Origin of the sequence: Curtobacterium sp. 458, assembly GCF_030406605.1 — a bacterium.
GTDB lineage: Bacteria > Actinomycetota > Actinomycetes > Actinomycetales > Microbacteriaceae > Curtobacterium.
On sequence record NZ_CP129104.1, the window covers coordinates 2,644,275 to 2,668,442 of the forward strand.

General features: G+C 70.9%; 22 protein-coding genes. 19 read left to right on the top strand and 3 right to left on the bottom strand.

Going from position 1 to position 24,168, the window contains the following annotated elements; genetic code table 11:
- Nucleotides 1-40 precede the first annotated feature (40 nt).
- From ispG to rbfA, 6 genes are all read left to right on the top strand, one after another.
- Nucleotides 41-1,195 carry a flavodoxin-dependent (E)-4-hydroxy-3-methylbut-2-enyl-diphosphate synthase gene (gene ispG, locus QPJ90_RS12880; RefSeq protein ID WP_290131594.1) on the top strand — a complete coding sequence of 385 codons (1,155 nt, stop codon included), beginning with the start codon at nucleotides 41-43 and terminating at the stop codon, nucleotides 1,193-1,195.
- A 102-nt stretch (nucleotides 1,196-1,297) separates the two neighbouring features.
- A complete protein-coding gene (locus QPJ90_RS12885) occupies nucleotides 1,298-3,052 on the top strand; it encodes a proline--tRNA ligase (protein ID WP_290131595.1) in 1,755 nt (584 codons plus the stop codon).
- A gap of 149 nt (nucleotides 3,053-3,201) precedes the next feature.
- Nucleotides 3,202-4,197: a transcription termination factor NusA gene (gene nusA, locus QPJ90_RS12890; protein ID WP_290131596.1), complete on the top strand. Its 996-nt coding sequence runs from the start codon at nucleotides 3,202-3,204 to the stop codon at nucleotides 4,195-4,197.
- 134 nt (nucleotides 4,198-4,331) lie between these two features.
- Nucleotides 4,332-4,646, top strand: a complete 315-nt coding sequence (locus tag QPJ90_RS12895) for a YlxR family protein (RefSeq protein ID WP_058726537.1) — start codon at nucleotides 4,332-4,334, stop codon at nucleotides 4,644-4,646.
- A 74-nt stretch (nucleotides 4,647-4,720) separates the two neighbouring features.
- Nucleotides 4,721-7,567, top strand: a complete 2,847-nt coding sequence (gene infB, locus QPJ90_RS12900; RefSeq protein WP_290131597.1) for a translation initiation factor IF-2 — start codon at nucleotides 4,721-4,723, stop codon at nucleotides 7,565-7,567.
- A 90-nt stretch (nucleotides 7,568-7,657) separates the two neighbouring features.
- Entirely contained in the window at nucleotides 7,658-8,107 is a 450-nt protein-coding gene (rbfA, locus tag QPJ90_RS12905; RefSeq protein WP_290131598.1) for a 30S ribosome-binding factor RbfA, read from the top strand.
- Between the two features lie 3 nt (nucleotides 8,108-8,110).
- Here the strand turns inward: rbfA and QPJ90_RS12910 are convergent, their stop codons facing one another.
- Complete coding sequence (locus QPJ90_RS12910; RefSeq protein ID WP_290134229.1) at nucleotides 8,111-9,010, bottom strand: A/G-specific adenine glycosylase; 900 nt, start codon at nucleotides 9,008-9,010, stop codon at nucleotides 8,111-8,113.
- Between the two features lie 71 nt (nucleotides 9,011-9,081).
- Between QPJ90_RS12910 and QPJ90_RS12915 the strand changes: the two genes are divergently transcribed.
- The 5 genes from QPJ90_RS12915 to QPJ90_RS12935 are packed head-to-tail and all read left to right on the top strand — an operon-like array spanning nucleotide 9,082 to nucleotide 12,373.
- The gene (locus tag QPJ90_RS12915) at nucleotides 9,082-9,528 is read left to right on the top strand and encodes a hypothetical protein (RefSeq protein WP_290131599.1); all 447 of its coding nucleotides are present in this window, start codon (nucleotides 9,082-9,084) and stop codon (nucleotides 9,526-9,528) included.
- A gap of 39 nt (nucleotides 9,529-9,567) precedes the next feature.
- Entirely contained in the window at nucleotides 9,568-10,515 is a 948-nt protein-coding gene (gene truB / locus QPJ90_RS12920; protein WP_290131600.1) for a tRNA pseudouridine(55) synthase TruB, read from the top strand.
- Between the two features lie 3 nt (nucleotides 10,516-10,518).
- A complete protein-coding gene (locus QPJ90_RS12925; protein ID WP_290131601.1) occupies nucleotides 10,519-10,884 on the top strand; it encodes a hypothetical protein in 366 nt (121 codons plus the stop codon).
- 59 nt (nucleotides 10,885-10,943) lie between these two features.
- The gene (locus QPJ90_RS12930; protein WP_290131602.1) at nucleotides 10,944-11,402 is read left to right on the top strand and encodes a hypothetical protein; all 459 of its coding nucleotides are present in this window, start codon (nucleotides 10,944-10,946) and stop codon (nucleotides 11,400-11,402) included.
- Between the two features lie 8 nt (nucleotides 11,403-11,410).
- Entirely contained in the window at nucleotides 11,411-12,373 is a 963-nt protein-coding gene (locus QPJ90_RS12935; RefSeq protein ID WP_290131603.1) for a bifunctional riboflavin kinase/FAD synthetase, read from the top strand.
- A 258-nt stretch (nucleotides 12,374-12,631) separates the two neighbouring features.
- Here QPJ90_RS12935 and QPJ90_RS12940 read toward each other — a convergent pair whose 3' ends face one another.
- Both QPJ90_RS12940 and QPJ90_RS12945 read right to left on the bottom strand, forming a co-directional pair.
- Nucleotides 12,632-13,864: a DUF349 domain-containing protein gene (locus tag QPJ90_RS12940; protein ID WP_290131604.1), complete on the bottom strand. Its 1,233-nt coding sequence runs from the start codon at nucleotides 13,862-13,864 to the stop codon at nucleotides 12,632-12,634.
- A gap of 113 nt (nucleotides 13,865-13,977) precedes the next feature.
- Entirely contained in the window at nucleotides 13,978-14,784 is an 807-nt protein-coding gene (locus tag QPJ90_RS12945) for a peptidylprolyl isomerase (RefSeq protein WP_290131605.1), read from the bottom strand.
- A gap of 165 nt (nucleotides 14,785-14,949) precedes the next feature.
- On the opposite strand from QPJ90_RS12945, the gene QPJ90_RS12950 reads away from it, so the two are divergent.
- From QPJ90_RS12950 to QPJ90_RS12985, 8 genes are all read left to right on the top strand, one after another.
- Nucleotides 14,950-16,302, top strand: a complete 1,353-nt coding sequence (locus QPJ90_RS12950; protein ID WP_290134230.1) for a replication-associated recombination protein A — start codon at nucleotides 14,950-14,952, stop codon at nucleotides 16,300-16,302.
- A 235-nt stretch (nucleotides 16,303-16,537) separates the two neighbouring features.
- Nucleotides 16,538-17,167: a 30S ribosomal protein S4 gene (gene rpsD / locus QPJ90_RS12955; protein ID WP_058726527.1), complete on the top strand. Its 630-nt coding sequence runs from the start codon at nucleotides 16,538-16,540 to the stop codon at nucleotides 17,165-17,167.
- Between the two features lie 126 nt (nucleotides 17,168-17,293).
- Nucleotides 17,294-17,476, top strand: a complete 183-nt coding sequence (locus QPJ90_RS12960) for a hypothetical protein (RefSeq protein ID WP_290131606.1) — start codon at nucleotides 17,294-17,296, stop codon at nucleotides 17,474-17,476.
- Between the two features lie 62 nt (nucleotides 17,477-17,538).
- Nucleotides 17,539-20,196 (top strand): alanine--tRNA ligase, encoded by a 2,658-nt coding sequence (gene alaS / locus QPJ90_RS12965; protein ID WP_290131607.1) that lies wholly within the window; start codon nucleotides 17,539-17,541, stop codon nucleotides 20,194-20,196.
- Between the two features lie 8 nt (nucleotides 20,197-20,204).
- On the top strand, nucleotides 20,205-20,648 hold the full coding sequence (ruvX, locus tag QPJ90_RS12970; RefSeq protein WP_290134231.1) for a Holliday junction resolvase RuvX: 444 nt from the start codon (nucleotides 20,205-20,207) through the stop codon (nucleotides 20,646-20,648).
- Nucleotides 20,649-20,739: 91 nt separating this feature from the next.
- Nucleotides 20,740-22,284, top strand: a complete 1,545-nt coding sequence (mltG, locus tag QPJ90_RS12975) for an endolytic transglycosylase MltG (RefSeq protein WP_290131608.1) — start codon at nucleotides 20,740-20,742, stop codon at nucleotides 22,282-22,284.
- A gap of 42 nt (nucleotides 22,285-22,326) precedes the next feature.
- Nucleotides 22,327-23,547, top strand: coding sequence for a chorismate synthase (gene aroC / locus QPJ90_RS12980; RefSeq protein ID WP_290131609.1), 1,221 nt, complete (start codon nucleotides 22,327-22,329; stop codon nucleotides 23,545-23,547).
- Between the two features lie 68 nt (nucleotides 23,548-23,615).
- Complete coding sequence (locus QPJ90_RS12985) at nucleotides 23,616-24,161, top strand: shikimate kinase (RefSeq protein WP_290134232.1); 546 nt, start codon at nucleotides 23,616-23,618, stop codon at nucleotides 24,159-24,161.
- Nucleotides 24,162-24,168: the final 7 nt, after the last annotated feature.

Below are 24,168 nucleotides of genomic sequence, written 5' to 3' on the forward strand. Positions count from 1 at the left end.
GGCGGCGGTCGCGTCACCGCGACCGCGTAGAGTGACGACCGTGCCAGCAGTGAACCTCGGTCTGCCGAAAGTCCCCGAAGCCCTGAGCCCGCGTCGCAGGTCGCGGCAGATCCGGGTCGGCAAGGTCCTCGTGGGCGGTGACGCACCGGTCTCCGTGCAGTCGATGACGACGACGCCCACGACGAACATCAACGCGACGCTGCAGCAGATCGCCGAGCTCACCGCGTCCGGCTGTGACATCGTCCGCGTCGCCGTCCCGAGCCAGGACGACGCCGACGCGCTGCCGATCATCGCGAAGAAGTCGCAGATCCCGGTCATCGCCGACATCCACTTCCAGCCGAAGTACGTCTTCCAGGCCATCGACGCCGGGTGCGCCGCGGTCCGCGTGAACCCGGGCAACATCCGGAAGTTCGACGACCAGGTCGGCGCGATCGCGAAGGCCGCGAAGGACGCCGGCGTCTCGCTCCGCATCGGCGTGAACGCGGGGTCGCTCGAGCCGAGCCTGCTGCAGAAGTACGGCAAGGCCACCCCCGAGGCGCTCGTCGAGTCGGCCGTGTGGGAAGCGAGCCTCTTCGAGGAGCACGACTTCCACGACTTCAAGATCTCGGTCAAGCACAACGACCCGATCGTGATGGTCAAGGCGTACCGGCAGCTCGCCGCGGCGGGCGACTGGCCGCTGCACCTCGGCGTGACCGAGGCCGGCCCGGAGTTCCAGGGCACCATCAAGAGCGCCACGGCGTTCGGCATCCTGCTGGCCGAGGGCATCGGCGACACCATCCGCGTCTCGCTCTCCGCGCCGCCCGTGCAGGAGGTGAAGGTCGGCCTGCAGATCCTGCAGTCGCTCAACCTCCGTGAGCGCAAGCTCGAGATCGTCTCGTGCCCGAGCTGCGGCCGCGCGCAGGTCGACGTCTACCAGCTCGCGAACGACGTCACGAAGGGGCTCGAGGGCATGACCGTCCCGCTCCGCGTCGCCGTCATGGGCTGCGTCGTGAACGGCCCCGGTGAGGCCCGCGAGGCCGACCTCGGCGTCGCGTCGGGCAACGGCAAGGGCCAGATCTTCGTCAAGGGCGAGGTCATCAAGACCGTGCCCGAGCGTGAGATCGTCCAGACCCTCATCGAGGAGGCGAACCGCCTCGCCGACGAGATGGGTCCCGCGGCCGCCACCGGTTCCGTCCAGGTCATCACGACGCCGTAGCGGTCACTGCCTGACCGACGGGAGGCGCGGTGCCAGCTGGCACCGCGCCTCCCGTCCGTCACCGGGACCGCTGGGTGAGCGCCGCGCCGCTAGGCTTGCCCCGTGGTCACACGGCTCTCCCATCTCTTCCTCCGCACGCTCCGCGACGACCCCTCCGACGCCGAGGTGACGAGCGCGAAGCTGCTCGTCCGCGCCGGGTACGTCCGTCGCCAGGCCCCGGGCATATTCGCCTGGCTGCCGCTGGGCCTCCGGGTCCGTGCCCGCATCGAGGGCATCATCCGCGACGAGATGGTCGCGGCGGGTGCGCAGGAGGTCCTGCTCCCGGCACTCGCACCGCGCGAGCCGTACGAGGCGACGAACCGTTGGACCGAGTACGGCGACGGCATCTTCCGCCTCAAGGACCGCAAGGACGCCGACTACCTCCTCGCGCCGACGCACGAGGAGCTCTTCGCACTGCTCGTGAAGGACCTGTACTCGTCGTACAAGGACCTCCCCGTCACGCTGTTCCAGATCCAGGACAAGTACCGCGACGAGGCCCGCCCGCGTGCCGGTCTCCTGCGCGGTCGCGAGTTCACGATGAAGGACGCGTACTCGTTCGACATCGACGACGCCGGTCTCGACCGCAGCTACCAGACGATGCGTGACGCCTACGAGCGGATCTTCGCCCGGCTCGGCCTCGAGTACGCGATCGTCAAGGCGGACGCCGGCGCCATGGGCGGTTCGAAGTCCGAGGAGTTCCTGCACCCGATCGCGGTCGGCGAGGACACCTTCGTGCGCAGCGCCGGCGGCTACGCGGCGAACGTCGAGGCCTACGTCACCCCGGTGCCCGAGTCGCTGCCGATCGAGGGGCAGCCGGAGCCGGTACTGCTCCCCGCGGCGGACACCCCCACGATCGACACCCTCGTGGCGCACGCGAACGAGGTCGCCCCGCGCGACGGCGCCCCCTGGACCGCCGCTGACACGCTCAAGAACGTGGTCCTCGCGTTGACGCACCTCGACGGCACCCGTGAGGTCGTCGTCGTCGGCCTGCCCGGTGACCGCGAGGTCGACCTCAAGCGCGCCGAGGTGGCCTTCGCGCCCGCCGAGGTCGAGGCCGCCGGCGACGACGACTTCAAGCAGCACCCCGGCGTCTTCGTGAAGGGCTACATCGGTCCGCAGGTCCTCGGCGCCGAGAGCGCGTCCGGCGTCCGGTACTTCGTCGACCCCCGCGTCGTCGACGGCACGGCCTGGATCACGGGGGCGAACGAGCGCGGCGTGCACGTGTCCGGGCTCGTCATGGGCCGTGACTTCACGGCGGACGGCGTCGCCGAGGTCTCCGACGTCCGCGCCGGCGACCCGGCCCCGGACGGCTCCGGTCCGCTCGAGACCGCTCGCGGCATGGAGATCGGCCACGTCTTCCAGCTCGGCCGGAAGTACGCCGAGGCGCTCGGCCTCAAGGTGCAGGACGAGAACGGCAAGCTCGCGACGGTCACGATGGGCTCGTACGGCATCGGCGTGACGCGGATCCTCGCGATCCTCGCCGAGGCGCACAACGACGAGAAGGGCCTGGTCTGGCCGAAGAACGTCGCGCCGTTCGACGTACACGTCGTCGCGACCGGCAAGGACTCGGTCGCCTACGACCTCGCGACCTCGATCGTCGACACGCTCGAAGGCGACCGCTTCGAGGTCGTCTACGACGACCGTCCCAAGGTGTCGCCCGGCGTGAAGCTCCGGGATGCGGAACTCCTCGGCATGCCGATCGTCGTCGTCGCGGGGCGGAACGCCGCCGACGGCGTCGTCGAGCTCTGGGACCGCGCGTCCGGTGAGCGCCGCGACGTGCCGGTCGCGGAGCTGCTCGACGCGGTCCGCGCGATCTAGCGAGTCACGCCCGCGACGGGACGACACGACGGCCTGGAGGCGCGGTGCCAGCTGGCACCGCGCCTCCAGGCCGTTCTGGGGTACGCTGGTCGCCGACTTCCGCGACGTTCCACTGCGGAGGCGACTCAGCTGAATACGGAGGCACCTCGGTGAAGATCGATCTCGCAGTCCTGCGACTCATGGAGCGCGAGCGGGAGATCCCGTTCGAAGAACTCGTCCAGATCATCGAGCAGGCGATCCTGACGGCCTACCACAAGCACACCGCCGAGAACGGCGAGCCGGCGGACGCACAGTCCCGGGTCGAGCTCGACCGCAAGAGCGGCGAGGTCTCCGTCTACGTGCCCGAGCGCGACGAGGAGGGCACAGTCGTCGGCGAGGCCGTCGACCAGCCCAGCGACTTCGGGCGCATCGCGGCGTTCGCGGCGAAGCAGGTCATCAACCAGCGCCTCCGCGACATCGGCGACGACAAGATCCTCGGCCAGTTCCGCGGCAAGGAGGGCGACATCGTCGCCGGCGTCATCCAGCAGGGGCCGAACCCGAAGATGGTGCACGTCGACCTCGGCACCGTCGAGGCGATCCTGCCGCCCGAGGAGCAGGTGCCGGGCGAGGAGTACAAGCACGGCAGCCGCATCCGGGTGTACGTGACGAGCGTCGGCCGTGGTCCGAAGGGCCCGCAGATCACCGTCTCGCGCACGCACCCCGGGCTCGTCCGGAAGCTGTTCGCGCTCGAGGTCCCGGAGATCGCGTCGGGGGTCGTCGAGATCACCTCGCTCGCCCGGGAGGCCGGCCACCGCACGAAGCTCGCGGTCAAGGCCAACGAGCCCGGCGTCAACGCGAAGGGTGCCTGCATCGGCGAACTCGGTGCGCGCGTCCGTGCGGTGACGACCGAGCTCGGTGCCGAGAAGATCGACATCGTGGACTGGTCGCCCGACCTCGCGACGTTCGTGGCGAGCGCGCTGTCGCCGGCGAAGGTGACGAGTGCGTTCGTGCTCGACGCCTCGACGAAGGCCGTCCGTGCGCTCGTACCCGACTACCAGCTGTCGCTCGCGATCGGCAAGGAGGGGCAGAACGCCCGTCTCGCCGCGAAGCTCACCGGTGCGCGGATCGACATCCAACCGGATTCGATCCTCGACGGCGACGAGTGACCGCGACGAACCGTCGCAACGGAGCGTGACCGCGCAGGCGCAGCCTCGCGGACGGCGTCGCGTCGGCGGCGTTTCGCTGCCGGCGTGGGCCCACCGGGCGTGCCGGATCGCGTCCGTCCGAGGCAAGGAGTAAGGTGGAACCCGTCAGAACGTGCATCGGCAGTCGCCGTCGCGCGCCCCGATCCTCCCTCCTCCGTGTCGTCGCCCTCGGCGACGGGCGAGTCGTGGCGGATCCGAAGGCAGTCATGCCGGGCCGGGGAGCGTGGCTCACCCCGACCGTCGACGCCTACGAGCTGGCCGTCAAGCGCCGGGCATTCCGCCGGGCACTTCGGCTGGATCGCGAACCCGACACGTCCTCGGTCCTCGAGTACCTGCAAGGCCTCACGGCCGCGCCGGCATCCGAGCGCCCGGACACGACAGAACAGGCTGAACGGCTTATGGACAACTGATGAGCGGCTCGAAATGAGACCCGTCATCCAGTGAGTCCTGCCCCTTCACGGGGCAGGACCCGTGAAGGAGAACAGTGGCAAAACCACGCGTACACGAGATCGCATCCGAACTCGGTGTCGACAGCAAGACCGCAATGGAGAAGCTCAAGGAGCTCGGCGAGTTCGTCAAGGGCCCGAGCTCCAGTGTGGAACCCCCCGTCGCGCGCAAGCTCCGTGCTGCGCTGCAGGCGGCCGGCGCCTCGGCGTCGAACACCGCCGCGCCCGCGGCCGGAGCAGCTGCGCCGAAGCCCGGTGCCGCCGCCCCGAAGCCGGGCACGGCATCCCGCTCCGCCGCGCCGAAGCCCGGTGCGAAGCCGGGTCCGGCGACGCCGACCCCTGCCCCGCAGGCACCCGCCGCTGAGCAGCCCGCCTCCGACGCGCCGACCCCGGCCGCGCCGAAGTCGGTCGCACAGCGTCAGGCCGAGGCAGAGGCCGCGCAGAAGGCCGCAGCGGCCGAGAAGGCCTCGGGCACGGCGAACAAGGGTGGCCAGGCCACCGGTTCCGCTTCGCCGAAGCCGAACACGGCCGCCGGCCCCAAGCCGGGTGGCCCGAAGCCGGGCGCGCGTCCGGGCAACAACCCCTACGCGTCGAGCCAGGGCATGGGCTCCCGCCCGCCGCGCCCCGGCAACAACCCGTACTCGCAGAACCAGGGCATGGGCCAGCGCCCGGCCGCCGGTCAGGGTGGCGGCAACGGCATCCCGCGTCCGGCCCCGCCGCGTCCCGGTGTCCCGCGCCCCGGTGCTCCCCGTCCGGGTGGCCCCGGCCAGCAGGGTCGTCCGAACGGCTTCGGGCAGCGCCCGGGCCAGGGTGGCGGCCGAGGCGGTCAGGGCGGCGGCTTCAACCGTCCCGGTGGTGCCGGTGGCGGCGCCGGTGGTGGCTTCAGCCGCCCGGCGTTCAGCGGCCCGCGTCCCGCCGGTGGTGGCGGTCGTGGCCGCGGTCCCGGTGGTGGGACCGCAGGTGCGTTCGGTCGCGGTGGCGGCAAGAGCCGTGCCCGCAAGTCGAAGCGGACGAAGCGCGCCGAGTACGAGATGCGTCAGGCGCCGTCGCTCGGCGGCGTGCAGGTCCCGCGCGGCGACGGCACCACGGTCATCCGTCTGCGTCGCGGTGCGAGCATCTCGGACTTCGCGGACAAGATCGACGCGAGCCCCGGCAACCTCGTGACGGTGCTGTTCCACCTCGGTGAGATGGCGACCGCCACGGAGTCCCTGGACGAGGCCACGTTCGAGGTCCTCGGTGAGGAGCTGGGTTACAAGATCCAGATCGTCTCGCCGGAGGACGAGGACAAGGAGCTCCTCGAGGGCTTCGACATCGACCTCGAAGGCGAACTCGAGGACGAGGACGACTCGGTGCTGCAGCAGCGGCCCCCGGTGGTCACCGTCATGGGTCACGTCGACCACGGCAAGACCCGCCTCCTCGACGCGATCCGGAACTCGAAGGTCGTCGAGGGCGAGGCCGGCGGCATCACCCAGCACATCGGTGCGTACCAGATCGTCACCGAGCACGAGGGCGTCGAGCGTCCGATCACCTTCATCGACACCCCTGGTCACGAGGCGTTCACCGCCATGCGTGCCCGTGGTGCGCAGGTGACCGACATTGCGATCCTCGTGGTCGCGGCGGACGACGGCATCATGCCCCAGACGATCGAGGCGCTGAACCACGCCCAGTCGGCCGGTGTGCCGATCGTGGTCGCGGTGAACAAGATCGACAAGGAAGGCGCGAACCCGGCCAAGGTCCGCCAGCAGCTCACCGAGTACAACCTGGTGGCTGAGGAGTACGGCGGCGACGTCATGTTCGTCGACGTGTCGGCCCGTCAGAACATCGGCATCCAGGACCTCCTGGACGCGGTGCTGCTCACGGCCGACGCCGGTCTCGACCTGCGTGCGAACCCCGACAAGGACGCCCGCGGTGTGGCGATCGAAGCCCGACTCGACAAGGGTCGTGGTTCGGTGGCGACCGTGCTCATCCAGTCCGGCACGCTCCACGTCGGTGACGCCATCGTCGCGGGCACGGCCTACGGTCGCGTCCGTGCGATGACGGACGAGAACGGTGTCGCCGTCCAGGCAGCGACCCCGTCGCGTCCGGTTCAGGTGCAGGGTCTGTCGTCGGTGCCGCGCGCCGGTGACACGTTCCTCGTCACGGAAGAGGACCGCACGGCTCGTCAGATCGCCGAGAAGCGTGAGGCCGCCGAGCGCAACGCCCAGCTGGCCAAGGCCCGCAAGCGCATCTCGCTCGAGGACTTCACCCGTGCACTCGAAGAGGGCAAGGTCGACTCGCTCAACCTCATCATCAAGGGTGACGTCTCCGGTGCCGTCGAGGCACTCGAGCAGTCGCTCCTCGACATCGAGGTGGACGACAGTGTCCAGCTGCGCATCCTGCACCGCGGTGTGGGTGCGATCACGGAGTCGGACATCGACCTCGCCACGATCGACAACGCGATCGTCGTCGGCTTCAACGTCCGTCCGGACGTCAAGGCCCGCGAGCGTGCAGCCCGTGAAGGCATCGACGTGCGCTTCTACTCGGTCATCTATAACGCACTCGAGGACATCGAGCAGTCCCTCAAGGGCATGCTCAAGCCCGAGTACGAAGAGGTCCAGTCGGGCGTCGCGGAGATCCGCGAGGTGTTCCGTTCCTCCAAGTTCGGCAACATCGCCGGTGTCATCGTCCGTTCCGGCACGATCACCCGCAACGCCAAGGCGCGCGTCATCCGCGAGGGTGTCGTCATCGCCGACGGTCTGGCGATCGAGTCCCTGCGTCGCTTCAAGGACGACGTCACCGAGGTCCGCACGGACTTCGAGGCCGGTATCGGTCTGGGCAAGTACAACGACATCCAGATCGGTGACGAGATCGAGACGACCGAGCTCGTCGAGAAGCCGCGCGACTAGTCGCCTGGCTATCCTGGACCCCGCCGTTCCCCCAGGGAGCGGCGGGGTCCACCCGTTCCACCAGAAGAATCCCTGCCCCAGGAGGCACCCATGGCTGACCCGCAGCGCGCCCGCAAGATGGCGGACCGCATCAAGGAAGTCGTCGCACGCCGGCTCGACAAAGGCCTCCGCGACCCGCGACTCGGCTTCGTGACGATCACCGACGTCCGTGTCACGGGGGACCTGCAGCACGCGTCCGTGTTCTACACCGTGTACGGCACCGACGAGGAGCGCGCCGACTCGGCAGCGGCGCTCAAGGCGGCGACCGGCATGCTCCGCAGCGAGGTCGGCAAGAACATCACGGCGCGGCTCACCCCGTCCCTCGAGTTCATCGCGGACGCGCTCCCGGAGACCTCGGCGCACATGGAGGACCTGCTCGCGCAGGCGCAGGTCCGGGACGCGCAGGTCCGTGCCGCCTCGGCGGGAGCGCAGTACGCCGGCGACGCCGACCCGTACAAGCACGACGACGACGAGGAGGAGGACGACGCCGCTCGGGCGTAGTCCTCAGCCGACCGGGAGCGTGTACCCGCCCGCATCGTCGCCGACGGCCAGTCCGTCGCGGACGAGCGAGGCGAGTGCACGCTCCCGCTGTTCGGCGTCCGGCCAGACGAGGTCGATCTCCGGCCGGAGCACCGGCACGTCGCTCGCGCGGAGCTCCGCCATGATGAGGCCCCGCACCTGCCGGTCGCTCCCGGCGAACCTGGCCTGCTTCGGTGCGCGCGGCCCGTCGTGGTCCGGGTACCCGGCGGCGCGCCAGGCGCAGCGGTCCGCGATCGGGCAGGCGTCGCACGCGGGGGAGCGGGCGACGCAGACGAGCGCTCCGAGTTCCATCACCGCGGCGTTCGTGGCGGCGGCGTCGTCGCGGTCCGCCGGCAGCACCGACTCCATGAGCGGGAGGTCCTGCTTCGCCTTCGCGGGACCGGGCTGACCCTGACCGAGCAGGGCCCGTGCGAGGACGCGGCGGACGTTGACGTCGACCACGGGGTGCCGGTCGCCGTAGGCGAAGACCGCGACGGCCCGTGCCGTGTAGTCGCCGATGCCGGGCAGCGCGAGGAGCGCGTCGACGTCGCGCGGCACGACGTTGTCGTGCTGTTCGGCGATCGCCGTCGCGGCCGCGTGCAGCGCGAGCGCCCGTCTCGGGTAGCCGAGCCGGTCCCACGCGCGCACCGCGTCGGACGGTGGCGACTGCGCGAGGTCGCGAGGGGTCGGCCAGCGGGTGAGCCACGCCTCCAGTCGGGGGACCACACGCGCGACCTGCGTCTGCTGCAGCATGATCTCGCTCACGAGCGTGCCCCAGGCGGGGAAGCCGGGACGGCGCCAGGGGAGGTCGCGCGCCTCGGCGCGGAACCACGCGATGAGCGGGGTGGCGATGTCGGGGGCGCCGGTCTCGGCGGTGCCGTCCACAGGTCGCGCGTTCTCCACACCCGGCCCGGAGGCTCGACTCGCGTTCACCAGGACAGCCTACGGTGGGGTGCATGGCACGCTGGGCACCGCAGGAGACCGACACCATGGCCGCGATCGCGGCCGAGGCGATCGCGCAGGTCGGCACGAACCGGACCGTCGTCGGGATCGACGGACAGTCCGGGACCGACCTCGAGCACGTGGCCGCGGCGCTCGTCGCCGGCTTCGAGCAGCACGGGGTGCAGGCGATGGCCGCTGCGGCCCCCTCGGCGTCGGCCGACCAGCTCCGGTCCGAGCTCGTCGCACCGTTCCGCTCCACCGGTTCAGGTCCCGGCGTGCTCGTGGTGCACGGTCACGGCGTCCTCGACCCGGGCGTCCGTGGCCTGTGGCGGTGGTCGCTGTGGGTCGAGCAAGAGGAGGGACGGCTCGAACGCCGGGCGGACGTCAAGATCGCCGCGTCCGCCGTGCTCGACGTCACCGACCCTGAGCACCCCCGCCGCGAGTGGAACGACGCCTGCTGAACGGACCGCGGTCGTGACGGGCGCTGGTAACCTCTCCGGGTGCTCGAATCGCCGCCGGACGGGATCCTCCTCGTCGACAAGCCGCAGGGGATCTCCAGTCACCGGGTCGTGTCGATCGCTCGACGTCGGCTCGGCCTGAAGAAGATCGGCCACGCCGGCACCCTCGACCCGATGGCCACCGGGCTGCTGCTGCTCGGTGCCGGGCCGTCCACCCGGCTGCTGACGCACCTCGTCGGCCTCGGCAAGACGTACACCGCGACGATCCGTCTCGGTGTCTCGACGGACTCCGACGACGCCGACGGCGACCCGACCGCGGCGACGGGCGTCTCCGGCGCGGACGTGTCCGAGGCCGCTGTCGAGACGGCGGTCGCGGCACAACGCGGCACGATCGACCAGGTGCCCTCGACCGTGAGCGCCATCAAGGTCGACGGCCGTCGAGCGTACGACCTCGCGCGGAAGGGCGAGGAGGTCGTGCTCAAGTCCCGAACGGTCACGGTGTCGCGCTTCGACGTGACCGGCCGTCAGGAGCACACGGTCTCCGTGGACGGTGCCGAGGTGCAGGTGGTCGACCTCGACGTCGTGGTCGCCTGCTCGTCGGGGACGTACGTCCGTGCACTCGCTCGCGACGTCGGGGCCGCGCTCGGCACCGGAGCGCACCTCACCGCACTCCGGCGCATCGACGTCGGGCCGTTCCACGTCGACGACGCGGTCGACATCGAGGACGACTCGGTCGACGTGCGGGCAGCGCTCCTGCGTCCCGTCGACGTGGCGCGGACCCTCTTCCCGACGGTCGCGCTCGACCCGGTCGCTGCGAAGGACCTCGCGGACGGCAAGCGCGTGCGCGCCGAGCACCCGGACCACGACGGCCCGGTCGCCGCCATCGCCTCGGGGTCGGACCGCCTCGTCGGGCTGGTCTCCGTCCGTCGTGGCCAGCTCCGGGTCATCACCAACTTCCCGACTGCCCTCTCCACCCCGACGGGAGCCTGACCCGTGATCGAGTGGTTCATGTGGGTGCAGCTCGTCGTGGCGGTCGTCGCCGGGCTGTTCGCGGTCGTCGTCGGCTTCGTCGGTCGGAAGCCCAACGACTACACGGTCGGCTCGCTCGTCCTCGTGGAGCTGCTGCTGCTCGCGCAGGGCGTCATCTCGCTCGTGCTGCCCGCGGTCGGCAGCCCGCCGCAGGGCAACGCACTCGAGTTCGGCGTGTACGCGGTGTCGGTGCTCCTCGTCCCGCCGGCGGCCATCGTCTGGGCGCTCATCGACCGGACGCGGTGGAGCACGGTCGTCCTCGGCGCCGGAGCGTTCACCGTCGCCGTGATGGTCTACCGGATGTACCAGATCTGGTTCGCACTGACCTGACCCGACGACCCGTGACGTCCCGGTCATCGGTGACGGTGGGCGTCGGTAGAATCGGTGCAATGGCGACCAGATCCTCACTCGCGACCGGCGTCGGCCGCGTCCTCATCGCCGTCTACGGCATCCTCGCGCTGGCCGCGACGGGTCGCAGTGTCGTGCAGATCATCGAGAAGTTCTCCTTCGCACCGTTCGCCTACACGCTGAGCGCGGTCGCGGCCGTCGTGTACATCGTCGCGATGATCGCCCTGATCGCGCCCGGTCGCGCCTGGTACCGCGTGGCCTGCGTCACGATCGGCTTCGAGATGGCCGGTGTCCTCGTCGTCGGGACCCTCTCGTTGCTCGACCGCCAGCTCTTCCCGGACGACACCGTCTGGTCGTACTACGGCCTCGGGTACCTCTTCGCGCCGCTCGTGCTGCCGATCGCGGGACTGTGGTGGCTCCGCAAGCACCACCGCACGGCGGCGACCGCGTCGACCGCTGACCGGACCGACCCGTCCACGACCGCCCGCGTGGGCGAGTAGGGACCCCCGTGCAGTACTACGACGACCTCGCCGACGTGGCCGACGGCTTCGGGCCGAGCGCCGTGACCATCGGCAAGTTCGACGGCGTGCACGTCGGCCACCGTGCCGTCATCGCGCACCTCGAACGCGCGGCGGAGCAGCAGGGACTCGTGTCGACCGTCGTCACCTTCGATCGTCACCCGCTCAGCGTGATCGACCCCGTGAAGACCCCGCCGGCGCTGACGAGCACGGCGCAGCGTCGGGAGCTGCTCGACCAGGTGGGTGTCGACGCGACGGTGCTCCTGCACTTCGACCAGGACCTCCAGTCGAAGGAGCCCGAGGACTTCGTGTCCGAGATCCTCGTCGGCACGCTGCACGCACGGTTGGTGTTCGTCGGGAGCGACTTCCGCTTCGGTCGTCGCGGCGCCGGCGACGTCGCGCTGCTCCGCCGTCTGGGGGAGCGGTACGGGTTCACGGTCGAGCTCATCGACGACGTGGACCTCGTCGACGACGTCCGGCCGGCCGGCGAGCGTCGGGTGTCCTCGACGTGGATCCGCGAGCTCCTCGGTGTCGGGCGTGTCGCCGAGGCCGCGCGGCTCCTCGGCCGCGAGCACGCGGTGCGCAGCGTCGTCGTGCACGGCAACCAGCGGGGCCGCGCGATGGGGTACCCGACCGCCAACCTCGACCCGCACTGCGAGGGCTTCGTCCCCGCCGACGGTGTCTACGCCGCTCGTGTGCTGCACGAGGGCACGGTGTACCCGGCGGCGGTGTCGGTCGGCAACAACCCGACGTTCGAGGGGGTGCCGGAGAAGCAGATCGAGGCGCACCTGCTCGACGTCGACATCGACCTCTACGGCGACACGATCGCGGTCTTGTTCGTCTCGTACGTCCGCGGCATGGTGAAGTTCTCGTCCATGGACGAGCTCGCCGAGCAGATGCGGCAGGACGACCGCGACATCCGCCTGCTCCTCGGGTTGCCCGCACCCGTCTGACGTCGGCCGCGCGGCACGAGCGTCGTGCGTGCGCCCCCGAGCCGGCCGGCCACTGGCCCGGCGTCTGTTCCGCAAAAGCGACAGGCTCGTCGTGTCGCTCTCGAGATCGCGACAGAACTCCGGGCGCACGACCCGCAACTGTGTCGCTCTCGGGGAAGTACGCACGCCGACGACCGGGCCCGATCGCGCGCCGAGCCCACACACGCAAGACGCCCCGCGACCGATCGGTCGCGGGGCGTCCTGCGTGCGGTGCGACGATCAGCCGCCGAGCGCGTCGAGCCAGATCTTCCGGGCGTCGAGGGCCTCTTGCGCGTCCTTGATCTTCCGGGCGTCCCCGGACTCCTTCGCCGCCGCGAGCTCGGACTCGAGCTTGCCGATGGCGTCCTCGAGCTGGCTCGCGAGGCCGGTCTGCCGGGCCTTGCGCTCCGGGTCCGAGGCCTTCCAGTGCTCGTCCTCGAGGCTCCGGACGTGGTCCTCGATCTGGCGCAGGCGGTCCTCGATGCGACGGACGTCCCCGCGGGGCACCTTGCCGATCTCGTCCCACCGGCGCTGGATGCCCGTGAGGGTCCGACGCGCGGCCACCCGGTCGGTCTCCTGCAGCAGCGGCTCGGCCTCGGTCAGGAGTGCCTGCTTGGCCTCGAGGTTGGCGGAGAACTCCTCGTTCTCGATGGCAGCCTCGGCGTGACGCTGCTCGAAGAGGACGTCACCGGCCGCCTTGAACCGTGCCCACAGTGCGTCGTCGTGCCGCTTGCCCGCCCGGCCCGCACGCTTCCAGTCGTCCAGCAGCTGCCGGTAGGTCGGGATCGCGTCGGAGCCGCGCGGCGCGAGCGCTTCGGCCTGCGCGACGAGGTCCTGCTTGCGGCTCCGGGCGTCGCGGTGCTGGGCGTCGAGTTCCGAGTAGAACGCCCGACGGTGCTGGTCCACGGTCGAGCGGGCGGCGCGGAACCGCTTCCAGAGCTCGTTGGCCTCGTTCTTGGGGATGCGCGGGCCGTCGTGCTGGTGCTGCTGCCACCGTGCGAACACGTCGTCGAGCTGCGCGGTGATCTGCTTCCACTGGGCACGCGCCGGGTCCACCGCCGCGAGGCCCTCGGCCTCTTCCACGAGGGCGGCGCGGTACGCGAGCGCCTCGGTCAGCGCCTGCTGCGCCTGCTCGGCCTGCTCCTTCGTGAGCGACCCGACCTGGTCGGTGAGCGCCTGCACGCGGTCCTCGAGCGACTTGATGTCACCGACGACGCGGGCGTCGGCGAGCTGCTCGCGGAGGTGTGCGACGGTACGGGACACGTCGTTCGCGCTGGCGCCGCGCTGGACGCGCTGCTCGGCGATCTTCACCTGGCCCTCCAGGTCGGCGTACTTCCGCGCGAAGTAGGCGAGGGCCTCGTCCGCGGTGGCGTCCGGGTACTCGCCGACGGCTCGCTCGCCGTCTTCGTACCGGACGTACACCGTCCCGTTCTCGTCGACCCGCCCCCAGGTCGTTGCTTCGTCAGATCCCACAGGTCTCGCCTCGATCGTGGTCGTGCATCGCCGACGTCCCCGTCGGCACGGTCAGGTCGTCAGCCTATTGCACGCAGCGGCCCCGGGGACGGCCGGGGGCGACGGGTTGTGGACTACTGCTCGCGCTCGATGGTCGCGCCGGTGATCGTCGTCTTCACCTTCGGCTCGCCCGTGCCGTCGCTGCCGGGGTCCGAGATGCCCTTCGAGGTGATCTCGGAGACGAGGTCGGACAGCCCGCTCGTGACCTTGCCGACGACCGTGTAGCCGCCGGTCGAGCCGTCGAGCGTGGTGTCTCCGGTGACGATGAAGAACTGGGTGGACTGCGAGTACGGCGACGAGCTCCGGGCGATGGCGATGGTGCCCTTCGCGTAGTCCCCGTCGCTCGGCACGTTCTCGAGCGGGCCGTACTGGAACCCGGCGTCGCCGGTCCCGTCGCCGTTCGCCGAGCCGCACTGGAGGAACTGCAGGCTCGTGCTGTCGGCGAGTCGGTGGCACGTGGTCCCGTTGTAGAACTGCTCCTGGATGAGCTTGATCTCGACACTCGCCGCCTGGGGGGCCTTCTGCCCGTCGAGCTCGATGCCGAGCCGCACGTCCTTGTTCAGCGTGAGGGTGCCGGTCCAGGTCGAGCCCTTCGCGATGGACTTGCTCGGCACGTCGCCGGTGTTCCCGGCGGTCGCGCTCGGGGTGGGTGTCGCGGTGGCCGAGGCACTCGCGCTGGCCTTCCCGGAGCCCTGCGCGCCGGCGAAGGCGAGCTGCGACCCCGTCGCGAGGGCGGCCACGACGACGAGCACGATCCCGCCCACGACGTTGTCCCGGACCCGACGTCGCCGTTGCCGCTCGTGCAGGCCCTGGCGGGCCTGGTAGAGACGGAGGCGCTCGCGCGCCTCACGGTTGTCACGCGCCTGGTTCTTCGGTGCCACAGTGCTGGTACGGCCTCTCGTCTCGAGTGTGCGACGAGCGTAGCGGAACGCACCACGCTCCGGCCGGGAGGCACGGGTCGGGCCCGCACCGCGCCTCCCGGCCGGTGGGCGGTGCTGTCGGTGGTGACGCCTAGGCTTAGTCCCATGGCGACGGACCGCTCGGGCATGAACGCGCCCACCACGGGTGGGCGAGCGGGGCTCGCCCAGGGTTCCGTGCCGCTCGCGGTGCGGATGCGACCGACCTCCCTCGACGAGGTCGCCGGTCAGCAGCACCTCCTCGGCCGGGGGTCGCCCCTCGTGCAGCTCGCCACCGGCACGCGCGAGAACCCCGGCGGCGTCTCCGTGATCCTCTGGGGGCCTCCGGGCACCGGCAAGACGACGCTCGCGCAGGCGATCGCCCGACAGTCGGGCCGCGAGTTCGTCGAGCTCTCGGCGGTCACCGCGGGCGTGAAGGACGTGCGTGAGGTGATGGAGAAGGCGCTCGCGCACCGTGACCTCTACGGGTCGACCACCGTCCTCTTCCTCGACGAGATCCACCGCTTCAGCAAGGCCCAGCAGGACGCACTGCTGCCGGGGGTCGAGAACGGGTGGGTGATCCTCATCGCGGCGACGACCGAGAACCCGTCGTTCTCGGTGATCTCGCCGCTGCTGTCCCGTTCCCTCCTGCTGACGCTCAAGCCGCTCACCGACGCCGACCTCGGCATGCTCGTCGACCGCGCGGTCGAGGACCCCCGCGGTCTCGGCGGCGGGGTCGTCCTCGGCGACGAGGCCCGGGCGGCGATCGTCCGGCTCGCCTCCGGCGACGCGCGTCGTGCGCTGACCGCGCTCGAGGCGGCCGCCGGATCGGCGTCGGCCGCGCAGGACGATGACGACGACACCGTCCCGGTGGTCGATGCCGACACGGTGGCGGCCGCGGTGGACCGGGCCCTGCTGCGGTACGACCGGCAAGGTGACGAGCACTACGACGTCATCAGCGCCTTCATCAAGTCGGTGCGGGGGAGCGACGTCGACGCCGCGCTGCACTACCTGGCCCGGATGATCGAGGCCGGCGAGGACCCGCGGTTCATCGCCCGGCGCATCATCATCTCGGCGTCCGAGGACATCGGCATGGCGGACCCGCAGGCGCTGCCCATCGCCGTCGCAGCCGCGCAGGCGGTGCAGCTGATCGGCATGCCCGAGGGGCGCATCCCGCTGGCAGAGGCCGTCGTGTACCTCGCGACAGCGCCGAAGTCGAACGCGTCGTACAACGGCGTGAACCAGGCCATCGCGGACGTCAAGGCCGGGCGCATGGGCGTGGTACCGACCCACCTGCGCGATGCCCACTACCCGGGGGCGAAGCGGCTCGGGCACGGCAAGGGCTACGTCTACTCGCACGACGCCGAACACGGTGTCGCCCGGCAGCAGTACCTGCCCGACGCGCTCGAGGGCACCGAGTACTACATCCCCACGACGAACGGCTTCGAGCGCGAGGTCGGCCCGCGGCTCGAACGACTCCGGAAGATCACGCGGGGCGAGTAGGCGCGGCGGTCGTCACGGGGCCGGGTTGCTGCTATCGTTGACGCGCCTACGTCCTGGTCCTCGCGTGCGGCTGCGTCGAGGACAGAGTGTCACAGCTGTGGCACGGGGACAGAGGTTCGGACTGTAGCCGTCCGATCCCACAGGCTCATCCCTCTGGATCCCTTCGCGGGGTTCGTCGGTGCGTGCGCGTGCCGAGACCCGTGATCCGTTCAGTTCAGACAGAGAAAAGGACCCTGTGTCTACCAAGTCACGTACCCGTAGCAAGACCCGCCTCTCCCGCGCGCTCGGCATCCCGCTGACGCCGAAGGCGGCCCGTTACCTCGAGAAGCGCCCCTACGGCCCCGGTGAGCACGGCCGTACCCGCCGTCGCGCGGACAGCGACTACGCCGTCCGTCTCCGTGAGAAGCAGCGTCTGCGCGCCCAGTACGGCATCCGCGAGAAGCAGCTCCGCATCGTCTTCGAAGAGGCCCGCAAGACGAAGGGCCTGACCGGTGAGAACCTGGTCGAGCTCCTCGAGCAGCGCCTCGACGCCCTCGTGCTGCGTGCCGGCTTCGCCCGCACCACCGCGCAGGCCCGTCAGCTGATCGTGCACCGTCACATCCTCGTCGACGGCAAGCTCGTCGACCGTCCGTCCTTCCGCGTGAAGGAGGGGCAGCTCATCCACGTGAAGCAGCGCTCCGAGTCCCTCGAGCCGTTCCAGGTCGCCGCCGCCGGTGGGCACCAGGAAGTCCTGCCGAAGGTCCCGGGCTACCTCGAGGTCGAGATCGACAAGCTCCAGGCCCGCCTCGTGCGTCGCCCGAAGCGCGCCGAGGTCCCCGTGACCTGTGAAGTGCAGCTCGTCGTCGAGTACTACGCAGCGCGCTGATCGCCTGATCACCCACGAACGGCGGGTCGTCCTCTCAGAGGGCGGCCCGCCGTTCCGTGTTCCCGCTCAGCACCGCCACTAAGCTTGTCGGGCGTGCACACCACGCACGCGAGAGGGAGAGGCACCGTGAAGCAGCTGTTCTTCGTCGCCGTCGGCGTCGTCATCGGGTTCGTCGTCGCGCACCAGGTCGCGAACACGCCCGCCGGCGCGCGCTTCTTCGCCGACGTGGACGCGCGGACGAAGGCCTTCGCGGACGCCGTGGCCGACGGGTACAAGTCCCGCGACGCCGAGCTCCGCACCGACGTCTGAGCGCGGTCACCGACCGACGCACGTCCTCCTCGCACGCACTCGACCTGAAACCAGGAAGCACCATGCAGACCGCAGAGATCCGCCGCCGTTGGCTCCAGTTCTTCGGCGACCGCGGGCACACCGTCGTCCCGTCCGCGTCGCTCGTCTCGGACGACCCGTCGCTCCTGTTCACGGTGGCCGGCATGGTCCCGTTCATCCCGTACCTCACCGGGCTCGTCCCGGCGCCGTACCCGCGGGCGACGAGCGTGCAGAAGTGCATCCGCACGAACGACATCGAAGAGGTCGGCAAGACCCCGCGCCACGGCACGTTCTTCCAGATGAACGGCAACTTCTCGTTCGGCGACTACTTCAAGGAGCAGGCGATCCAGTACGCCTGGGAACTCCTGACGACGCCGGAGTCCGACGGCGGCCTCGGCTTCTCGCCCGACGACCTGTGGGTCACGGTGTACGAGGACGACGACGAGGCGATCGCGTTCTGGAAGCGGCACTCGTCCCTGCCCGACGAGCGGATCCAGCGGCTCGGCAAGGACACCAACTACTGGTCGACCGGGCAGCCCGGTCCGGCCGGCCCGTGCTCGGAGATCTTCTTCGACCGCGGCCCGGCGTACGGCATCGACGGCGGCCCGGCGACGGACGACGACCGCTACGTCGAGATCTGGAACCTCGTCTTCATGCAGTACCAGATCGCCGACGTGCGGTCGAAGTACGACTTCGAGATCACCGGTGAACTGCCGAACAAGAACATCGACACCGGCATGGGCCTGGAGCGCGTCGCGTTCATCAAGCAGGGCGTCGACAACATGTACGAGATCGACCAGGTGCGCCCGGTCCTCGACAAGGCGGCGGAGGTCTCCGGCCGCCGGTACGGCGCCGTGCACGAGGACGACGTCCGGATGCGCGTCATCGCCGACCACGTCCGCTCGGCGCTCATGCTCATCGCCGACGGTGTCTCGCCGTCGAACGAGGGGCGCGGCTACATCCTCCGTCGCCTCCTCCGCCGCACGGTGCGCGCCATGCGGCTCCTCGGCGTCGAGGGCGCGACGTTCCCGCAGCTCTTCCCGGCGTCGCGCGACGCGATGCAGGACGCCTACCCGGAGGTCGCGTCCGACTACGACCGCATCGCCCGCATCGCCTACGCGGAGGAGGAGACCTTCCTCCGCACGCTGGCGCAGGGCACGACGATCCTCGACGTGGCGGTCGAACGTGCGAAGGCGGACGGCAAGCCCGCGATCGGCGGCGACACCGCGTTCCTGCTGCACGACACGTTCGGCTTCCCGATCGACCTGACGCTCGAGATGGCCGAGGAGGCCGGGGTCGACGTCGACCGTGGCGCCTTCGACACCCTGATGTCCGAGCAGCGTGCCCGTGCGAAGGCGGACGCGAAGAGCAAGAAGACCGCCCTGGCGGACCTCAGCGTCTACAGCGCGTTCCGGGCCAAGGGCGAGACGACGTTCCTCGGGTACGACGCGCTCGAGGCCGAGACCTCCGTCCTGGGCATCATCGTCGACGGCGTCAGCGTGGACCGTGCGGTCGCGGGCGACATCGCCGAGGTCGTCCTCGGCGAGACCTCGCTGTACGCGGAGTCCGGCGGTCAGGACGCCGACCAGGGCTCGATCATCGGCAACGGCTTCGACCTCGAGGTCCTCGACGTCCAGCGCCCGGTGACCGGGCTCTGGAGCCACACCGTGCAGGTCCGCTCGGGCGAGGTCGGTGTCGGCGACGCCGCCACGACCGTGGTCGACGCGGAGTACCGCCGCGGTGCGACCCAGGCCCACTCCGCGACGCACCTCGTGAACGCGGCGCTGCGGGACATCCTCGGCCCGGAGGCGCTGCAGGCCGGCTCGTACAACAAGTCCGGCTACATGCGTCTCGACTTCTCCTGGTCGCAGCCGGTGTCGCTCGAGACGCGCTCCGAGATCGAGGACGTCGTGAACAACGCGATCCGCTCGGACCTCGAGGTCTCGACGCGCGTGCTCCCGCTGGCCGAGGCGAAGGAACTCGGTGCGCAGGCGCTGTTCGGCGAGAAGTACGGCGCCGAGGTCCGCATGGTCGACATCGGCGGCCCGTGGTCGCGCGAGCTCTGCGGTGGCACCCACGTGGCGTCGAGCGCGCAGGTCGGACTCGTCAACCTCGTGGGGGAGTCGAGCGTCGGTTCGACGAACCGCCGCGTCGAGGCCCTCGTCGGACTCGAGGGCTTCCGTGACCTCGCGGTCGAGCGGACGATCGTGTCCCAGCTGTCGAGCGCGCTCAAGGCCCCGCGAGAGGACCTCCCGACGCGCATCCAGTCCCTCATGGACGACCTGAAGACCGCGCAGAAGCGGATCGCCGAGTTCGAGTCGGCGAACCTGCAGCAGCGCGTGCCGGCGATCGCGCGGACGGCGTCGACCGTCGGCGCCACGACCGTCGTGGCGGAGAAAGTCGACGGTGTCCAGTCGGGCGACGACCTCCGGTCCCTCGCGACCGGGGTCCGTGCGCAGCTCGGCGACGGTGCGGCCGTCGTCGTGCTCGGCGCCGTCGTGAACGAGAAGCCGGTGGTCATCGTCGCGACGAACGACGCGGCACGCGCCGCGGGCGTCCAGGCCGGCCCGCTCGCCAAGGAGGCCGCCGGCGTCCTCGGCGGCGGAGGCGGCGGCAAGCCCGACCTCGCCCAGGGCGGCGGCACGGACGCGGCGGCGCTGCCCGCGGCGCTCCGAGCCGTGACCGCCCGCCTGGCTGGCTGAGCGTGGCGATCCGGTCCGGGCGACGGCTCGGCATCGACGTCGGCCGTGCCCGGATCGGGGTCGCCGTGTGCGACCGCGACGGGCTGCTCGCGACGCCGGTCGAGACCGTCCGCCGCGACGACAAGACCGACCTCGGGCGGATCCTCGCGATCGCGGACGAGTACGACGTCCTCGAGGTGGTCGTCGGGCTGCCGCTGTCGATGTCCGGCGGAGACACTCCGTCGACCGAGGACGCGCGGGTGTTCGCCGCCCGGATCGCCGAGCACCGTCCGGTCCGGCTCGTGGACGAGCGGCTGTCGACCGTCACGGCACAGCGCGGCCTGCACCAGGCCGGGCGGAACACGAAGAAGTCCCGCGCCGTGATCGACCAAGCGGCCGCTGTTATCATTCTGCAACACGCGCTCGACCACGAGCGTGCGTCCGGCGCCCCACCAGGGGCCGAGCTCCCCTGACGGACGAGCCCAGCGATGAGCGGGTTCCGACGGACCGCTGCCGATCGCGGTGTCCCAGGTGGAGTCCCCGAACGAGAGACCAGAGGATCCGTTGGCAGACGACCTGGACTGGAACGCGATCATCTCGCCCGCCGGTGACGGCGGGCGGCGACGACCCGGCGACGACGCCGCGTCGGACGACGATCGCCCGCTGTCACGCCGAGAGGCGCGCGCACGAGAGGCCGAACGCGCCGCAGCCGCGGAGCAGCAGCACGCGGACGCCGGCCCCGACGGGCAGCGTGGCGACCAGCAGCGTGGGGGTGCCCAGCCCGTCGACGAGCAGCGCCTGGACGCCGATCCCGTCGACGACCAGTCTCCGCCGGTCACGCGACGTGACCGTGACCGTCCGGTGTCGCCGGCCGACGCACCCGTCGCGACCAGCGCCGACGAGCTGCACCCCGAGGTGACCGCCCTGCTCACCGGTGAGCACGTCGTGCCGCAGGACGAGGTGGCACGAGCCACGGCAGCAGGAGCCGGCGAGGGGCGTGGCGGGGGAGGCCGTGCCTCCAGACCGGGTCGCGAACCGCGACCACCGCGCCGCCGCGGACCGCTCATCGCAGGGATCGTGATCGTGGCGATCGTCCTCGCCGGCGGGGTCGCCGGGTACGGGTTCATCGCGCCGAAGATCCAGCAGGTCGTCGCCGCCGTCACCGGAGCGCAGGAGTCGGACGACTACAGCGGCGACGGGACCGGCAAGGTCACCATCACCATCCGACAGGGTGACATCGGCGAGGACGTCGCGAAGACCCTCCAGCGCAGCGACGTCGTGAAGAGCTCGAAGGTCTTCTACAAGCTCCTGCTGCAGTCGCCCGAGGTGCAGTTCCAGCCCGGCTCGTACACCCTGAAGAAGGAGATGAGCTCGAAGGCGGCCCTCGCGGCGCTGCAGGACCCGTCGAACGCCGTGAAGGCGTCGATCGTCATCCCCGAGGGCACGGCGCTGAAGGACATCGAGGCAGGCATGGTCTCGAAGGCCGGTCTCACCGAGGCCGAGGTCTCGGCCGCCGCGAAGGACGTCTCCGCTTACGGGCTCCCGGCGAACGCGAAGACCCTCGAGGGGTGGCTCTTCCCGGCGACCTACCCGATCAACCCGGGGTGGACCGCGAAGCAGTACTTCCAGTCCATGGTCGACACCATGAAGGAACACCTGGCGTCCGCAGGCGTGGCCGAGGGCGACCAGGAGCGCGTGATCGTCTTCGCGTCGCTCGTGCAGAAGGAGGCCGGCCTCGCGGCGGACTACCCGAAGGTCGCGCGGGTCTTCCAGAACCGGCTCGACATCGACATGCCGCTGCAGTCCGACGCCACCGTCGCGTACGGGACCGGGAACACGCACCGCGTGACCACGACCGACGCCGAGCGGGACGACGCCTCGAACGAGTACAACACCTACGTGCACAAGGGGCTGCCGCCGGCACCGATCTCGAACCCGGGCGACATCGCGATCAAGGCCGTGACGAACATGGCGCAGGGCAAGTGGCTGTACTTCGTGACGGTGAACCTCGAGACCGGCGAGACGGTGTTCTCGGACACCTACGCCGAGCACCAGGTCGCGGTGGCGAAGTTCCAGGCGTGGCTGCGGGCGCACCCCGACTACCAGTAGGCCCGGCGTCGCACACGACCCCGCTGTGGGAGAATTGGCACCATGCTTCGTTGGTTGACTGCTGGTGAGTCCCACGGACCCGAACTGATCGCGATGCTCGAGGGTCTGCCCGCGGGTGTCCCGGTGTCGTTCGAGTCCATTCGTACCGACCTCGCGCGCCGCAAGCTCGGGTACGGCCGGGGCTCCCGCATGAAGTTCGAGCAGGACGAGCTGCACGTGTCCGGCGGTGTGCGGCACGGCTACTCCCTCGGCAGCCCGATCGCGATCCGCATCGGCAACACCGAGTGGCCGAAGTGGGTCGAGGTCATGAGCCCCGAGCCGATCGAGCAGACCGAGATGTCGCGTGGGCGCTCGGCGCCGCTGACCCGCCCGCGACCCGGTCACGCCGACCTCGTCGGGATGCAGAAGTACGGCTTCGACGAGGCCCGCCCGATCCTCGAACGCGCCTCCGCACGCGAGACCGCCGCCCGCGTGGCACTCGGCGCCGTCGCGAAGTCCTTCCTCGCCGAGCTCGGCATGCGATCGGTGGCGCACACGCTCCAGGTCGGGACCGTCCGTGTCCCGGACGGCACGGCCCTGCCGCTCCCCGACGACGTCGACCGTCTCGACGATGACCAGCTGCGCTGCTTCGACGCGGAGACCTCGGCGCGGATGGTCACCGAGGTCGAAGCCGCGAAGAAGGACGGCGACACCCTCGGCGGCGTCGTCGAGGTCCTCTTCTACGGCGTGCCGCCTGGGCTCGGGTCGCACGTGCAGTGGGACCGACGACTCGACGCCCGTCTCGCCGCAGCGATCATGGGCATCCAGGCGATCAAGGGGGTCGAGGTCGGCGACGGCTTCGCGACCGCCGGTCGCCGCGGCTCCGAGGCCCACGACGAGCTCTACCGCGAGGACGGCGAGATCGTCCGGACCACCGACCGTGCCGGCGGCACCGAGGGCGGCATGTCCACGGGGACCGTGCTGCGGGTCCGCGCCGGCATGAAGCCGATCGCGACCGTGCCGCACGCGCTGCACACCATCGACGTCACGACGGGGGAGGACGCCTCCGCGCACCACCAGCGTTCCGACGTCTGCGCCGTCCCCGCTTCGGGCGTCGTCGCCGAGGCGATGGTCGCGCTCGTCCTCGCCGACGCGGTCCTCGAGAAGTTCGGCGGCGACAGCGTGGCGGAGACGAAGCGGAACCTCGACGCGTACCTCGCGTCGATCCCCGAGACGCTCCGTTCCCGTCGTACCGAGTCGGCGGACACCACACCCGTCCTGTGAGCGGCGGACCGCGAGCCGGCGCGACACGCTCGGGTCGGCTCTCGGCGCCGGTGGTCGTCATCGGCCCGATGGGCGCGGGCAAGTCGACCGTGGGCAAGCGCGTCGCGAAGGCCCTCGACGTGCCGTTCACCGACACCGACCGGGTGATCGTCCGCGACCACGGCCCGATCCCGACGATCTTCGAGACGCGCGGCGAGCCTGCGTTCCGTGAGCTCGAGGCCGCCGCCGTCCGCGACGCCGTCACCAGCGGTGGGGTGGTCGCCGTCGGGGGCGGGGCCGTGACGCACGCGGCCACCCGCGAGGCGCTCGCAGGGGCACGGATCGTGCTCCTCACGGTGTCGCCCGAGGCGGTGGCCGACCGGATCGCCGGGAGCGACCGTCCGCTGCTCGCCCAGGGCGGGATCGACGCGTGGCAGACCATCATGGACGAGCGTGCCGCGACCTACGCCGAACTCGCTCACGTCGTCCTCGACACCTCGCGCCGGCCGATGTCCCACGTCGTGGCGGACGTCGTCGCCTGGGTCCGCGATCACGAACAGCAGGCGGGTGCGACCGCACCAGGCGCGCCCGGCGCAGCAGCACCGCACACGAACGAACCAGGAGCGACCCCGTGACCGAAGC